This is a genomic window from Neisseria sp. P0024.S006, from assembly GCF_051956595.1.
Classification (GTDB): domain Bacteria; phylum Pseudomonadota; class Gammaproteobacteria; order Burkholderiales; family Neisseriaceae; genus Neisseria.
On the sequence record NZ_JBQCXH010000001.1, the window covers coordinates 473,279 to 488,410 of the forward strand.

14 protein-coding genes are annotated in these 15,132 nt (G+C 51.9%); 8 read left to right on the forward strand and 6 right to left on the reverse strand.

The features are described 5' to 3' along the window. Positions 1 to 25: 25 nt before the first annotated feature. Together ACTHUF_RS02325 and trxA are read left to right on the forward strand one after the other, a co-directional pair. Positions 26 to 1,591, forward strand: coding sequence for an ABC transporter ATP-binding protein (locus ACTHUF_RS02325; RefSeq protein WP_440406916.1), 1,566 nt, complete (start codon positions 26 to 28; stop codon positions 1,589 to 1,591). Positions 1,592 to 1,717: 126 nt separating this feature from the next. Further along, complete coding sequence (gene trxA / locus ACTHUF_RS02330) at positions 1,718 to 2,050, forward strand: thioredoxin TrxA (RefSeq protein ID WP_003681479.1); 333 nt, start codon at positions 1,718 to 1,720, stop codon at positions 2,048 to 2,050. A gap of 61 nt (positions 2,051 to 2,111) precedes the next feature. On the opposite strand, the gene ACTHUF_RS02335 is transcribed toward trxA, so the two are convergent. The 6 genes from ACTHUF_RS02335 to ACTHUF_RS02360 form a co-directional block, all read right to left on the reverse strand. Next, positions 2,112 to 2,429, reverse strand: coding sequence for a DUF2322 family protein (locus ACTHUF_RS02335; protein WP_049335566.1), 318 nt, complete (start codon positions 2,427 to 2,429; stop codon positions 2,112 to 2,114). Between the two features lie 97 nt (positions 2,430 to 2,526). Continuing rightward, positions 2,527 to 3,153, reverse strand: a complete 627-nt coding sequence (gene upp / locus ACTHUF_RS02340; protein ID WP_003746048.1) for a uracil phosphoribosyltransferase — start codon at positions 3,151 to 3,153, stop codon at positions 2,527 to 2,529. Between the two features lie 147 nt (positions 3,154 to 3,300). Then, positions 3,301 to 3,612, reverse strand: a complete 312-nt coding sequence (gene grxD, locus ACTHUF_RS02345) for a Grx4 family monothiol glutaredoxin (RefSeq protein ID WP_003681608.1) — start codon at positions 3,610 to 3,612, stop codon at positions 3,301 to 3,303. A gap of 88 nt (positions 3,613 to 3,700) precedes the next feature. Next, entirely contained in the window at positions 3,701 to 4,951 is a 1,251-nt protein-coding gene (locus ACTHUF_RS02350) for a glutamate-5-semialdehyde dehydrogenase (RefSeq protein WP_440406918.1), read from the reverse strand. 9 nt (positions 4,952 to 4,960) lie between these two features. Next, positions 4,961 to 5,764: a glutamate 5-kinase gene (proB, locus tag ACTHUF_RS02355; RefSeq protein ID WP_003746044.1), complete on the reverse strand. Its 804-nt coding sequence runs from the start codon at positions 5,762 to 5,764 to the stop codon at positions 4,961 to 4,963. A 264-nt stretch (positions 5,765 to 6,028) separates the two neighbouring features. Further along, positions 6,029 to 6,814 carry an inositol monophosphatase family protein gene (locus ACTHUF_RS02360; RefSeq protein ID WP_440406920.1) on the reverse strand — a complete coding sequence of 262 codons (786 nt, stop codon included), beginning with the start codon at positions 6,812 to 6,814 and terminating at the stop codon, positions 6,029 to 6,031. Between the two features lie 175 nt (positions 6,815 to 6,989). Between ACTHUF_RS02360 and ACTHUF_RS02365 the strand changes: the two genes are divergently transcribed. From ACTHUF_RS02365 to ACTHUF_RS02390, 6 genes are all read left to right on the forward strand, one after another. Further along, positions 6,990 to 7,805: an RNA methyltransferase gene (locus tag ACTHUF_RS02365; protein ID WP_219089625.1), complete on the forward strand. Its 816-nt coding sequence runs from the start codon at positions 6,990 to 6,992 to the stop codon at positions 7,803 to 7,805. Positions 7,806 to 7,865: 60 nt separating this feature from the next. Then, positions 7,866 to 8,714, forward strand: a complete 849-nt coding sequence (locus ACTHUF_RS02370; protein ID WP_440406922.1) for a DUF1853 family protein — start codon at positions 7,866 to 7,868, stop codon at positions 8,712 to 8,714. A 36-nt stretch (positions 8,715 to 8,750) separates the two neighbouring features. Continuing rightward, entirely contained in the window at positions 8,751 to 10,010 is a 1,260-nt protein-coding gene (locus ACTHUF_RS02375; RefSeq protein WP_440406924.1) for an RsmB/NOP family class I SAM-dependent RNA methyltransferase, read from the forward strand. 264 nt (positions 10,011 to 10,274) lie between these two features. Beyond that, entirely contained in the window at positions 10,275 to 11,543 is a 1,269-nt protein-coding gene (locus ACTHUF_RS02380) for a TolC family protein (protein WP_440406926.1), read from the forward strand. 43 nt (positions 11,544 to 11,586) lie between these two features. Then, positions 11,587 to 13,794 carry a type I secretion system permease/ATPase gene (locus ACTHUF_RS02385; protein WP_440406928.1) on the forward strand — a complete coding sequence of 736 codons (2,208 nt, stop codon included), beginning with the start codon at positions 11,587 to 11,589 and terminating at the stop codon, positions 13,792 to 13,794. 89 nt (positions 13,795 to 13,883) lie between these two features. Then, entirely contained in the window at positions 13,884 to 15,113 is a 1,230-nt protein-coding gene (locus tag ACTHUF_RS02390; protein ID WP_315093962.1) for an HlyD family type I secretion periplasmic adaptor subunit, read from the forward strand. The last annotated feature ends 19 nt before the right edge of the window (positions 15,114 to 15,132 follow it).

The window sequence follows — 15,132 nt, forward strand, 5'->3', positions numbered from 1 at the left end:
CAAACCTTTTCAGACGGCCACGACCATGACGACACCTATACTCGAAATCGAAAACCTAAACGGCTCCTTTCCGAGCAAGCAAGTCCTCTACGACATCAACCTGACCTTGCAACCCGGCCGCAAGCTGGCATTGGTCGGCGAGAGCGGCAGCGGCAAAACCGTATTGTCGCAAGGCATCATGCGCCTCAACCCGATGGTTAGCTTTGAAGGCCGTCTGAAATATTGCGGAACTGACCTGCTGACCCAGTCCGAACGCGCCCTGCAAAAGCTGCGCGGCTGCGAAATCGGCATGGTGTTTCAAGAACCCATGACCGCCCTCAACCCCGTTATGCGCGTCGGCGAACAAATCGCCGAAGTCCTGACCCTGCATTTGGGTTTGGATAAAAAACAGGCATGGGCGCGCGCCATCGAACTCCTAGATGAAACCGGCATCCACCAGCCCGAGCAAAAAGCCCAGGCTTATCCGTTCCAACTTTCCGGCGGCCAACGCCAGCGCGCCATGATTGCCATGGCCGTATCCGCCCAACCCAAGCTCCTGATTGCCGACGAACCGACCACTGCTTTGGACGTTGCCGTCCAAGCCCAAATTCTCGACCTGCTCTCGCGCCTGCAGGAAGACCACGGCATGACCATGCTCTACATTACGCACGACTTAAACCTCGTGCGCCGTTTTGCCGACGACATCGCCGTTATGCGTAACGGCCGCATCCTCGAAACCGGCAAAGCCGCCGAAGTCTTCGCCAATCCGCAGCATGAATACACCAAAATGCTGCTCAATGCCGGCACAACACGCCGCGTCGCCCCCTTGCCTGAAAACCCGGCCACCGTACTCAAGGCCGAACACGTCGCCTTTTCCGTCAAAGAATCGGACGGTTGGTTTAAAAAACGCGACAAAACCATCCTCAACCCCATTTCTTTCGACCTCAAATCTGGCGAAACATTGGGTATCATCGGCGAAAGCGGCAGCGGCAAAACCACACTGGCCAAAGCCGTTATGCACCTTATCGACTCTGAAGGCAGCCTGATTGTCAACGGCGAGCCATGGAAACGCGAATTGAGACGCGAAATCCAAATGGTGTTCCAAGACCCGTTCGGCGCATTCAATCCACGCATGAACGTCTTCGATACCGTTTCCGAAGCCTTACGCGTGCACGAACCTGAAATGCCGCGCGAAGAAATGCGCCGCCGCGTCGAAGAAGTCCTCAAACAAGTCGGCCTGCCTGAAGACGCACTCGAACGCTATCCGCACGCATTCTCCGGTGGCCAACGCCAACGCCTCGCCATCGCCCGCGCCATCATTGTCCGCCCGAAAATTCTCGTATTGGACGAACCAACCAGCGCGCTCGATGTCCAATGGCAACAACAAATCCTTGAATTGCTCAGCGGCCTGCAAAAAGAATACGGCCTCGCCTTCATCATCATCAGCCACGACCTCGCCGTCATCCGCGCCATTTCCCACCGCGTGATGGTATTGAAAGACGGTCAAGTCGTTGAAGAGGGCGAATGCGAAAGCGTGTTTGCCAATCCGGCCAGCGACTACACGCGCCATTTGATTGCCCACTCCGGCCACATGGTCCAAGAGGCCGTCTGAATCTTTAAGGATTACGATAGACGCATTTCAAAAAAACTATTACCGAGTGGCGGCACTTGAAATTTTCCCAGTCTGCCACTATCCTGAACAACATATTTATCGATCCCCATTCAAAAGGAAACAAACATGAGCAGCGAATTGATTATCCACGCCAGCGATGCCAGCTTCGAACAAGACGTTTTGAAATCCGACGTACCTGTATTGCTGGATTTCTGGGCACCATGGTGCGGCCCTTGCAAAATGATTGCCCCAATCTTGGACGACATTGCCTCCGAATTCCAAGGCCGTCTGAAAGTCGTTAAAATCAACATCGACGACAATGAAGCCACTCCTGCCAAATTCGGCGTTCGCGGCATCCCTACCCTGATGGTGTTCAAAAACGGCGAAAACGTTGCCACTAAAGTCGGCGCATTGGCTAAAGGCCAACTGACTGCATTCGTTGAAGCCTCTATCGCTTAAGGCTTTAAGCATATAAAAAGGCCGTCTGAAAATTGTTTTCAGACGGCCTTTTTTGTATTCATTAAGCAGCCAATGGTTTCAAAGTCAGGCTGGCATTTTCAGCTTTCACTTTAAACAGCAAATCAATATTCGGATGTTTGCCCGGATTGGCTTCGGCATCGGCAACATGTTCGGCAAACCATGCCAGGCCGCGTTCTGCCGCCGCTGCGTCAAGTTTACCGCCAAACTCTTGCGCCAAAGCATGGTAAAGCTTGAGCGAGCCTTGTTTGCCAGGTGCATTGGGAATGTGATGAACCACATTGCCCTCTTTGTCGAGAATATCCAAGCCGCTTAAATGATCGATGGCAGGCATGGCGGCCAGATTGTCTTGGAAGCTCATGATTGTCCTTTCTGATGTGGGCTTTAAAGCAAACCATATAACAAGGCCGTCTGAAAGTTTAGGTTTGACACTTTTCAGACGGCCTTAAACATTTCAATTAACGTGTACCGAAAATCTTATCGCCGGCATCGCCCAAACCGGGAATGATGTAGCCGTGTTCGTTCAAGTGGCTGTCGAGCGCGGCAGTGTAGATGGTTACATCAGGATGCGCCTCGTTGACGGCTTTCACGCCTTCCGGTGCGGCAACCAATACCAATGCTTTGATGTTGCGGCAACCTTTGGCTTTCAAAAGGTCGATGGTGGCGACCATAGAGCCGCCGGTCGCCAACATTGGGTCGATAATCAGCGCGGGACGTTCGTCCATGCTGTCGACAAATTTTTCAAAATAAGAAACCGGTTTCAAAGTTTCTTCATCGCGCTGCAATCCGACAACGCTGATTTTGGCAGTCGGAATCAGGTCGAGTACGCCGTCGAGCATACCCAAACCGGCACGCAAAATAGGGACGACGGTCAAGGTTTTGCCTTTGATACGGTCGCCTTCGATAGAGCCACACCAGCCGTCAATAATGTATTTTTCAATTTCAAAATCACGGCTGGCCTCATATGCCATCAGACGTGCCAACTCGGTGGTAAGCGTGCGGAATTTGTAAGTGCTGCAATCCGCTTCACGCATCAGCGTGAGTTTGTGGCGGACTAAAGGGTGGTTGATAACGGTAACGTTCATGTTGATTTTCCGAATTGCGTTGATGGAGGGGGATTATACTTTTTTTCGCATGGCGCGCAAAGTGCGTATTCATGCGAAAGGCCGTCTGAATCAGGGTTTCAGACGGCCTTTGTCAACAATTTTACATTGCGGGAATATTTAAAATGCTTAAGCTTTCAACAATTCTTGCAGCTCGCCGGCTTCGTACATTTCCATCAAAATGTCAGAACCGCCGACAAATTCGCCGTTAACGTACAGTTGAGGAATGGTCGGCCAGTCGCTGTATTCTTTAATGCCTTGGCGTACGGCATCGTTTTCCAATACGTTGACGGTTACATAGTCGGTACAACCTGCCGCATTGAGGATTTGTACGGCACGGGAAGAGAAGCCGCATTGCGGGAATTGCTTCGTGCCTTTCATGAACAATACGACGCGGTGTGTGGTAACGACTTCTTTGATTTGATCGTGGATAGAGGACATGGTGTGTTCCTTTTTACTAAATCGGTTGTTCGGGGAAAATCAAATTTCCCGCCATTATACGCAAATTGATGAAGTTGAGGGGCGTTTATCAACGTCGGATCTGACCGTTGCCGTTGATGTAGAACTTGGTCGAAGTCAGCGCTTCCAAACCCATCGGGCCGCGGGCGTGCATTTTTTGGGTGGAAATCCCGATTTCCGCGCCCAATCCGAAAACAAAGCCGTCGGTGAACCGAGTGGACGCATTGACATAAACCGCCGCCGCATCAATGCTTTCTTGGAAAAACTCGGCATGGGCAATGCTTTGGGTCACAATCGCTTCTGAGTGATGCGTCGTATGGCCATTAATCCAATCGACGGCTTCTTCCACGGATTTCACTGTCTTGACCGACATAATATAGTCAAGAAACTCGGTACTGTAATCTTCCTCGGTTGCCAAAACAGCATTTTTAAACATACGCAATGCTTCCTGATCGGCTCTAAATTCGACCGGATGCACTTTGGCAATAGCTTCTTCCAGTTTGGGCAAAAACGCTTCCGCTATCTTTTCATGAACAACCAAAGATTCAGCGGCATTGCACACGCTCGGACGCTGCGTTTTCGCGTTCACGACGATATTGACCGCCATCTCCAAATCGGCACTGTCATCCACATAAATATGGCAATTACCGACTCCGGTTTCAATGACGGGAACTTTCGATTTCTCTTTCACCGTCTGAATCAAGCGCGCGCCGCCGCGCGGAATCAGTACATCAATATAATCAACCGCCTGCATCAATTCCTCGGCAGCAGCATGACTGGTATCTTCAACCAGTTGCACCACATCGGCATCCATTCCTGCTTTTACCAAAGTCTGCCTGATGACGGCAATCAATGCAGTATTGGAATGGATCGCGTCGCGACCGCCACGCAAAATAATGGCATTGCCGGTTTTAAAGGCCAGAGAAAACGCATCGACCGAAACATTTGGGCGGCTTTCAAAAATCATGGCGACCACGCCCAAAGGCACGCGTTTTTGAACAATCTTCAAACCGTCCAGATTGGTATAGCCGCGGACAACCTGCCCAATCGGGTCCTGCAAATCGGTAACCTGCCCAACGCCTTCCGCAATGCCTTTGATGCGTTCGTGATTCAAGCGCAGCCTGTCGAGCATAATGTCCGAAATGCCGTTTTCTTTTGCAGCGGACAAATCGCGGGCATTTTCCGCCAAAATCATTTCAGCCTGTTCAAGCAAAGCCGCCGCAACCTGACGCAGCAGATTGTTTTTTTCTACGCTTCCCAAGCTGATTAACGTTTTACTGGCTTTTTGGGCATTCTTGCCCAACTGTTCGATATAACTCATCAAACCTCCCTATTTCTCTTGTGCAAACCACGTTCCGATAGGCGCGCCATCTAAAACCTGAAGGATATCGCGCGGATTGGCACTGTTCATCAACACCATCTGGCCGTGATGTTCAAACATCATCTGCGCGCTCTTAATCTTACTGAGCATGCCGCCCGTACCAAACTTACTGCCCGAGCCGCCGGCAGAAGCAATAATTTCTTCGGTAATATCGGCCACATGGCTGCGCAGCTTGGCATCGGCGTGAACGGCCGGATTTTTATCAAACAAACCGTCGATATCGGACAACATAATCAACAAATCGGCTTTAACGATTTTCGCCACGACTGCCGACAAACGGTCGTTATCGCCAAATTTGGTGGCATGGTCCATCTCGTCCACGCTGACCGCGTCGTTCTCATTGACAATAGGGATGACACCGATGGAAAGCAGGGATTCAAAAGCATTGGTAACGTTTGCCAAACTTTCCGGATATTCGACCACATCGCGCGTCAGCAAAATTTGCGATACCGTCATCCGATAATGGGAAAAAATCTGCGAGTAAAGGCTCATCATGGCCACTTGGCCGACGCTGGAAACAGCTTGTTGCTGCGCCATGTCCGCCGGACGTTTTTCCATATTGAGGACATTCAGCCCAAATCCCATAGCACCGGAAGACACCAGCACAATTTCTTTGCCCTTTCCGACCAGGCTGGAAATGACAAAGGCCAGTTGGTCGATTTTTGCCAAATTGATTTTACCGTTTGGCAACACCAAAGAGCTGGTTCCAATCTTAATGACAATGCGTTTTACTGCTTCAAAATCTCGTTTCATTATTCTCCTCTGCTTTCTATTTTTATGATTGCACGCGGCATTATTTCAGCCAAACGTATCTACATCATAACCGCGAAGCAATAGAAAATACAGACAAAATTAAAAAACGCTTTCTTTAAAAGCTGTATTTTCAGCTTTTATCCGAACCCGTTAACAACAAAACAAAAGGCCGTCTAAAACCCTATTTCAGGTTTCAGACGGCCTTTTACCAATTATTGAAACTCTAGTCTGCAAAGATAAATACAGACCGTTCTCTACAATTGCTTATTGATGGTCGGAAATAATTTTCAGCATTTGCGCCAATACCTTAGGATTGGCTGCAACGATGTCGCCGCTTTCCAACCAGCCTTCATCGCCGGACATATCGGTAACGATACCGCCTGCTTCTTGGACAATCAATGCACCGGCGGCAATATCCCAAGGCTTGAGGTTGAACTCGAAGAAACCGTCCAAACGGCCGGCCGCAACGGCACACAAATCCAAAGAAGCCGCGCCTTCACGACGGCCACCGGCGGTTTTGGCCAAGAAATCTTTCAAAATCGCCAAATACTTGTCCATCATGCTTTGATCGACAACAGGGAAGCCGGTACCGATCAGGCAGCGGTTCAATTCGATGCGGTTGGAAACGCGGATGCGGCGGTCGTTGAGCAACGCACCTTTGCCGCGGGAAGCCATATATACGTCGTTGCGCTCAGGTGCGTACACCAAAGCTTCTTGCAACACGCCTTTGTGCAGGAGTGCCATAGAGATGGCGTATTGAGGATGGCCGTGGAGGAAGTTGGTTGTGCCGTCGAGCGGGTCGATAATCCATTCGTACTCAGCGGTGGCTTTACCGTGGGAGCCGCCTTCTTCGCAAGTGATTTTGTGGTGAGGATAGGCTTCTTTGAGCGCGTCCACCAAAATCATCTCGGAGCTGCGGTCAACATCGGAAACGAAGTCGTTGAATGCTTTGCTGTCTACTTTGACGGCATCCAGATTGCTGGCAGCGCGAATCATCATTTGCCCTGCTTTACGGGCGGCTTTGAAAGCGGTATTTAAAAACGGATTCATGGTTTTCTTCCTAATTCAGGTAAAATACGCCCTAATGCGCCGAACAAGGCACACAAGAGGCTGTTAATCGTTTCCGATGCTGTTAAAGAACATTTCAGACGGCATGGAAAAAGGCCGTCTGAAAACAAAAAGATGGCGCATTATACCTGATTCCCGTACAAACAGAAAATAAAACATGACTTCCGAAAAACCCGCCCTGCCCGCTTATCTGGACAACATCCGCATCATCCTCACGCGCACCAGCCATCCCGCCAATATCGGCTCCGCCGCGCGCGCCATGAAAACAATGGGCCTGCACAAACTGACCATCGTCGCCCCAAATCTGATGGCAACGCCGATGACGGAAAATCCGCCCGTATTCGATCCGGAGCATCCGCAATCGTTTAAATTACCGGAAGAAAGTTTCATCCTCGCTTCCGGCGCGGCAGACGTTTTGGAAAATGCCACCATTGCCGCTTCTTTGGACGAAGCCCTTGCCGACACCACCATCGCCTGCGCCCTGACCAGCCGCCGCCGCGAAATCACTGCGCCGCTGCAAACCCCGCGCGAGTTGGTACCCGAATTACTGCAGGCCGCCAACCGCGGCGAGAAAGTGGCGCTGGTCTTCGGCAACGAAACGTTCGGTTTGAGCATCGAAGAAGTCCAAGCCTGCAACCGACTGATGACCATCAACGGCAACCCCGACTATTTCTCGCTCAACCTCGCCCAAGCCGTTCAGGTCGTATGCTACGAAATCTTCAGCCAAACCGATTCGCCCATGACCCATCTGCAACAGGAAGACCACGCCGCGACCCATGAGCAAATCAAAGGCATGGTCGCCCACATGGAAAGCGTGATGAACGACATCGGCTTTTTCAACCGCCGCAACGGCGAGCGCCTGATGCGCCGTATGCAGAGCCTGTTCGGCCGCGCCAACACGCAAACCGAAGACATCGACATCCTGCGCGGTTTTTTCAATACCGTCAGCCACCGTATCCATAAAAAAGACTGATTAAGGCCGTCTGAAAACATTTCCAGCTTTTCAGACGGCATGACTGATATTCGGATAAGCATGAATTACGCCCTAGACGCATTATGGTGGAAACTCACCAGCCAACCCGTCCGCGACCTCGCCTCGCTGCTGACTGCGCCGCCTTTGTGGCAAAGCGGTTGCGAATTGAGTGTGCGCGAACTATTGGGGGAACACGGTTTCCGCTACCTTTTGGCATTGGATGCCGATCCCGCGCCGCTGACGGATTACCTTGCCCAATGCGCCCCGTTCGGCCACCGTCTCGGCATTTATGCCGAAGAGTTGCTGGCATTTTGGTTTGCCAACGCGCCACACGCCAAACTGCACGCATACAATCTGCCCGTTTTTTCAGACGGCCAAACTTTAGGCGCCGCGGATTTTGTCGTTTCCCTCAACCAACAGCCCTACCATATCGAGCTGGCGTGTAAATACTACGGCGGAGACCAAGTGCAAAACCTGCGCGGCCTCAATCCTAAAGACACGCTGACGGACAAAGCCACCAAACTGGTGCAGCAATCCCAACTGCTACATACACTGCAAGGCAAAGCAACCTTAACCGCACAAGGTCTGTCGGAAAATCCGTTCCCTGCTTCCATCGTGCGCGGCATCGGATTTTTTCCACAAGGTTTCAATGCTTTTGAGCCGCCACTTAACCCATACGGCTGGCGCGGCATCTATATACAAGACTGGGCGGAATATACGTTTGAACGCCAAGAAGCCCGCTACCATCTGCTCGACCGCATGGCCTATCTTGCACCTGCGCGTGTCGCCGAAACCGAAACATTAAACGAAACCGAAATCCGCCGTATCGACCAAGGCTTGATTGCCGTTTTGGAATTACGGCCGGACGGCTTTTGGCACGAAATCGAACGCATCATGAAGGCCGTCTGAAATCATTTACCAACTTTAAGAGAAACCCATTACATTATGAACGCCGCACAACTCGACCATACCGCCAAAGTTTTGGCTGAAATGCTGACTTTCAAACAGCCTTCCGATGCCGTCCTCTCCGCCTATTTCCGCGAACACAAAAAGCTCGGCCGCCAAGACCGCCACGAAATCGCCGAAACTGCCTTTGCCGCGCTGCGCCACTATCAAAAAATCAGTACCGCGCTGCGCCGCCCTCACGCGCAGCCGCGCAAAGCCGCTCTCGCCGCACTGGTTCTCGGCAGAAGTACCAACATCAGCCAAATCAAAGACCTGCTTGATGAAGAAGAAACAGCGTTTCTCGGCAATTTGAAAGCCCGTAAAACCGAGTTTTCAGACGGCCTGAATACCGCCGCAGAATTGCCGCAATGGCTGGTGGAACAACTGCAACAACATTGGAGCGAAGAAGAAATCCTCGCCTTCGGCCGCAGCATCAACCAACCTGCCCCGCTCGACATCCGCGTCAATACCTTGAAAGGCAAACGAGATAAAGTATTGCCATTGTTGCAAGCCGAAAGTGCCGATGCAGAGGCAACGCCTTATTCGCCTTGGGGCATCCGCCTGAAAAACAAAATCGCGCTTAACAAACACGAATTGTTTTTAGACGGCACACTGGAAGTCCAAGACGAAGGCAGCCAGCTGCTTGCCTTATTGTTGGGCGCAAAACGCGGCGAAATCATTGTCGATTTCTGTGCCGGCGCAGGCGGTAAAACCTTGGCTGTCGGCGCGCAAATGGCCAACAAAGGCAGAATCTACGCCTTCGACATCGCCGAAAAACGCCTTGCCAACCTCAAACCGCGCATGACCCGTGCCGGACTGACCACCATCCACCCCGAACGCATCAGCAGCGAACACGATACCCGTATCGCCAGACTGGCAGGCAAAGCCGACCGCGTGTTGGTGGACGCGCCCTGCTCCGGCTTAGGCACGCTGCGCCGCAATCCCGATCTCAAATACCGCCAATCCGCCGAGACCGTGGCCAACCTTTTGGAACAGCAACACAGCATCCTCGATGCCGCCTCCAAACTGGTGAAACCGCAAGGCCGCTTGGTGTACGCCACCTGCAGCGTATTGCCGGAAGAAAACGAGCAGCAGGTCGAACGTTTCCTGTCCGAACATCCCGAGTTTGAACTCGTCAACTGCGCCGAACTGCTGCAAAGCCTGAAGGTCGATTTGGATACCGGCAAATACCTGCGCCTCAACTCCGGAGAACACCAAACCGACGGTTTCTTCGCCGCCGTATTGCAACGTAAGGATTAAGGTTGAAAAAGGCCGTCTGAATTCCTTTCAAACGGCCTTATCGATAGATTTCTTACATTAAAACCATAAATTACGATAGTCGCGCTTTGCAATAATATACTTTGAGGCCTGTATCTCGACCTTTTATCAGAATATTGTGAAAAGCCGAAAAAAATGCTTTATGCTTTGTAAATGTATGTGTTCTCGTTCAAAATTCGCCCGGTCATGCCTCAGGCGATACCCGACACGGACAACGATAATATATAAATCATTTGGTTAAAAATCATGTCGCATATTTATTCTTCCCCCACAAAGCCCCGTTTCTTGTCATCGGCCGTTGCCGTCGCCTGCTGTCTGCTGCCGTTTCAGACGGCCTCTGCATACAGCCTGCAAGACATCCTCAGGGATGCTTTAATCAGCGACCCGATTGTGCGTGAAGCCAAGGCTACCCAAGAAGCAGCGCAAAGCACGACCAAAGCCACGCGTGCGCGCCATTACCCCGTTGTTACCCTGACCGGCACGAAAGTGCTGGCACAACACAATAAATACACCAGCAACGATATGGAAGACGGCGTCGGCGTACGCGGCAGCCTGAACATCTATTCATGGGGCGCGATTGAAGCCGCCGTCCGCCGCGACCGCAGCCGCGAAGAATACTATCAACACAAATACACCGAAAGCCAAGAGCAGCTGGGAAGCGATATCGGCCGCCTCTATCTGAGCGCATTGCGTGCAAAAGAAACCCTGATTCTCAACGAGCAGACTTTGGCGCGCCACAACAACCTCTTAAAAGACTTAAATACCATTGTCAAATATGATGCCGGCCGCCGTTCCGAGTTGATTGAAGCGCGCGCGCGCCAACTGCAAGTGGCAAACATCATTGCCCAACAACGCCGCACCATGGATTTGGCGCTGAGCCGCCTATCCCGCTATACCTCGCGCCAACTGACTGCTGCTGATTTGGAAGATCCGTTTAAAAACGACACGGCAAAATCCATCAGTGAACGCTTCAGCAACCCCAACCGCAACAATAATCCGTCTTATCAGGCGCAGTTGGCCGAGCGCGACAGCGTCCGTGCCGATTTGGACGCCTCCAAAGCCGAACGGCTGCCTGCCCTCAATTTGGAAGGCAGTGCAACGCGCAACACCAAACAGCTTTATTTAAACGTTGCATGGAATGTGCTGGATATTGCCGCACGGCACAATGTAGAGCGCAATGCCAAATCATTGATTGCTGCAGAAGCCAAATCAGAACAAATCCTGCGCGACATGAACGAACGCGTCCAAACGTCTGCCATCGATATGCAGGAAAGCGAGCAGCGTGCCGCCCTGACGGCGCAACACATCGCCGCCCAAAAAGAAGTCATCAAAGTGTACGAATTGCAGTTTAAAATTGCCCGACGTACGCTGACCGACGTTTTGAGCGCATACAGCGAGTTATCCTCCATCGAACAGGATTACGTTGCCGCACGCAACGATTTCCGCGATGCGGCGCTCGACTATTTAAATACCCAGGCCAAAATCTCCGCTTGGGTCGGTTTGGCGCAAAAATAAAGCCATATCCGCCGGTTAAACCAAAAACATTACGCGAAAAAATATGAAAGCCATCATTGAACACATTGTTTTAGTGACCCGCCTTTTGGGTGCGCCCGTATCCGAAGCCGCCTTGTCCGCCGAAGTCGTGCGCGATAAAAAGCTCAAGGTCAACTATCACTCGCTGGTCGAAGTCCTGCGCAGCCACGGCTTTGAAAACACCTTGTCCAAACGCAATCTGGAAGACATTCCCTCGCTCGCCGTGCCGGTCATGATTATCCTGCACAATGAAGAGGCCGCGGTCGTCACCAAAATCGAAGGCTCCGGCCAAGAGCGCAAATACCATATCCGCCAGGTTGACGGTTTGGAACAGGAACTCAGCCACGAGCAGCTCTCCGGCCTGTATTTGGGCTACTGCTGGTTTATCAAACCCAAAATGGCTACCGATATGCGCTCGGAGCTGCCTGAATACCATTTGCCCAAAGCATGGTTTTGGAAAGTCATTTGGCGTTTCCGCAGCTACTACTACCAAGTCATCTTGGCCACCATCATCATCAACTTCCTTGCGCTCGTCAGCTCCCTGTATGTGATGAATGTGTACGACCGCGTGATTCCCAACCAAGCCTATGAAACCTTGTGGGTATTGAGTATCGGCGTGGTATTGGCGATTTTGTTTGAGTTTGCCGCCAAGATGATCCGCGGCCACTTGACCGATATTGCCGGTAAAAAAGCCGACCTGATCATCAGCTCCGCCCTGTTCCGCCGCGTGATGGCATTGCGTCTGGCAGACCGTCCCGCTTCTTCCGGTTCATACGCCAGCAACCTGCGCGAATTTGAAGCCGTGCGCGAGTTCATGACCAGTGCCAGCCTGTTGACCATTGTCGACTTGCCTTTCCTGTTGCTGTTTATCTTCGTGATTTCCATGGTCGGCGGCAAACTCGCGCTTGTTCCCCTGACCATCATTCCGATTGTCGTGATTGTCGGTTTTGTCGTACAACGCCCGCTCTCTCGCCACATCAACGAATCGATGAAAGAAGGTTCGCAACGCTCCGGCCTTGCCGTTGAAGCCATCGAAGGCATCGAAACCCTGAAAACCAACAACGCCACATCTTGGGCGCAACAACGCTGGGACGAATACACCGCCAAAACTTCCGCTTCTTCCATCAAAGTCAAAGACACCAGCAACTTCATGGTCAACTTTGCCGTCGCCATGCAGCAGCTCAATACCGTCTTTTTGGTCGTCGTCGGCACCTATCTGATTCATGCCGACAACCATGCGGAACGCATCACCATGGGTGCATTGATTGCCTCCGTGATTCTGTCCGGCCGCGCTTTGGCGCCGTTGGCACAAATCGCCGGTTTGGCTACCCGCTTCCAACAAGCCAAACTTGCCCTCAAAGGCGTAAACGACATCGTTACTCGCCCTATCGAGCGCAATCCGGAACGCAAATACATTACTTTGGACAACGTTCAAGGCAATATTACCTTTGAAAACGTATCGTTCAAATATCAAGCCGACAACAACAGCGCCGTCGAAGATTTGCGCCTGACCATCAAACCGGGTGAAAAAGTCGGTATTTTGGGCCGTATCGGCAGCGGTAAAAGCACCATGCTCAAACTGGCCAGCGGCCTGTACGATACCGAAAAAGGCAACGTTACCCTTGACGGCGTCGATATGCGCCAGCTTGACCCCAACTTCCTGCGCGACCAAGTCCTACTGTTGAGCCAATCGCCACGCCTGTTCCTCGGCACATTGCGCGAAAACATGGACTTGGCGCGTACCGGCAGTTATTCTACCGACCAAGACCTGCTGATTGCGCTCAACCGCTTCGGCCTTGACAAAATCATCCGTAACCATCCGCGCGGTTTGGATATGCCTTTGGGTGAAGACGGCTTGGGCTTGTCCGGCGGTCAAAAACAAATCATCTCCCTGGCGCGCATGACCTTGCGCAATCCGAAAGTCGTCCTGCTGGACGAGCCAACCACCAGCCTGGACCAGGCTACCGAACGTATGGCACTCAATGCCATCGCCCAATGGGGTCGCAACCGCACCATGCTTTTGGTAACCCACCGTCCGCAAGTGCTGCAAATCGTCAACCGCATCATTGTCATGGACAATGGTAAAGTCGTAATGGACGGCCCGCGCGATCTGGTATTGCAAAAACTCATGCAAAACGAACAGGCCAAAGCAGCCAACGTCAAACAACAGCAACAAGCTGTCAACGCCAAACAGCAACAACAAGCCGCCGCCCCTCAATCGGCAGCACAATAAAGCAAAAGGCCGTCTGAAAACCTACTTACCCTTTCAGACGGCCTGCCCTAATGGTTAAAATCCACCGAACACAATAAAGACACACGATTATGAGCCGCGAAAACAACGTCAAATCCAAAGACCTACACCTCATCAACGACCTCAACGCCGCCCTTCAAAAAGAAAAACACAGCGGTCAATTTTGGGTCATCATCCTTTTCTTCATTTTCCTGGTTGTCTTCGTTATTTGGGCTTACAACAGCCCGGTTGAAGAAGTGACCCGCGGCAACGGCAATATCATTCCCAGCAGCCGTGAGCAAGTGATTCAAAGCCTCGACCCCGGCATCGTAACCGAAATCATGGTTAAAGAAGGCGATATGGTCGAGAAAGATCAGATTCTGATGAAACTCGACGACACGCGCAGCTCCGCCGTTTTGCGTGAAAGCGAAGCCAAAGTCGAAAACCTCGAAGCCACTGTTGCCCGCCTGAAAGCCGAAGCCTACGGCACCAAGCTCTCCTTCCCTGACAGCGTGGGTCCCGAGCTTCGCCATCGCGAAATCGCCGCCTACAAAGCACGCCGTCAAGCCATGACCGACGCCGTCAGCGGCCTTTCCCAAAGCAAGGCTGCGCTTGACCGCGAAATCGCCATTACCGCCCCCATGGTTGCCGAAGGCGTGGTTTCCGAAGTCGAACTCTTAAGAATGCGCCGTGAGTCTGCCGACTTGGCCACCCAAATCTCCGAACGCCGCAACCGCTATAAAGCCGATGCCAACAACGAACTCTTGCAAGCCGAATCCGAGCTGGCGCAATCCAAAGAAAACGTTGCCATGCGTGCCGACCCGGTTGAACGCTCACAAATCCGCGCGCCTATGCGCGGTATAGTCAAAGGCATAAAAGTCACCACCATCGGCGGCGTTGTGAACGCAGGCGAAGACATCATGCAAATCGTCCCGGTTGACGACAAACTGCTGGTCGAAGCCTATATCCGTCCGCAAGACATCGCCTTTATCCGCGCAGGCCAACCTGCATTGGTTAAAGTCAGCGCATACGACTACTCCATCTACGGCGGTTTGGAAGGCAAAGTTACCCTCGTTGGCGCCGATACCGTCAGCAACTCTATGCAAAACCGTGCCAACGACCTGAAACTTGATCCGAACCAAGTCTATTACCGCGTTCTCGTCCAAACCGAAAACAATTCCCTGAAAGACAAAAACGGCAAACCTATGCCGATTATTCCGGGCATGGTCGCAACAGTGGACATCAAAACCGGCGAAAAAACCATCTTCCAATACCTGATCAAACCGATTACGCGCATGAAACAAGCGTTAAGTGAACGCTAATCGATAAACCGATAAAAGG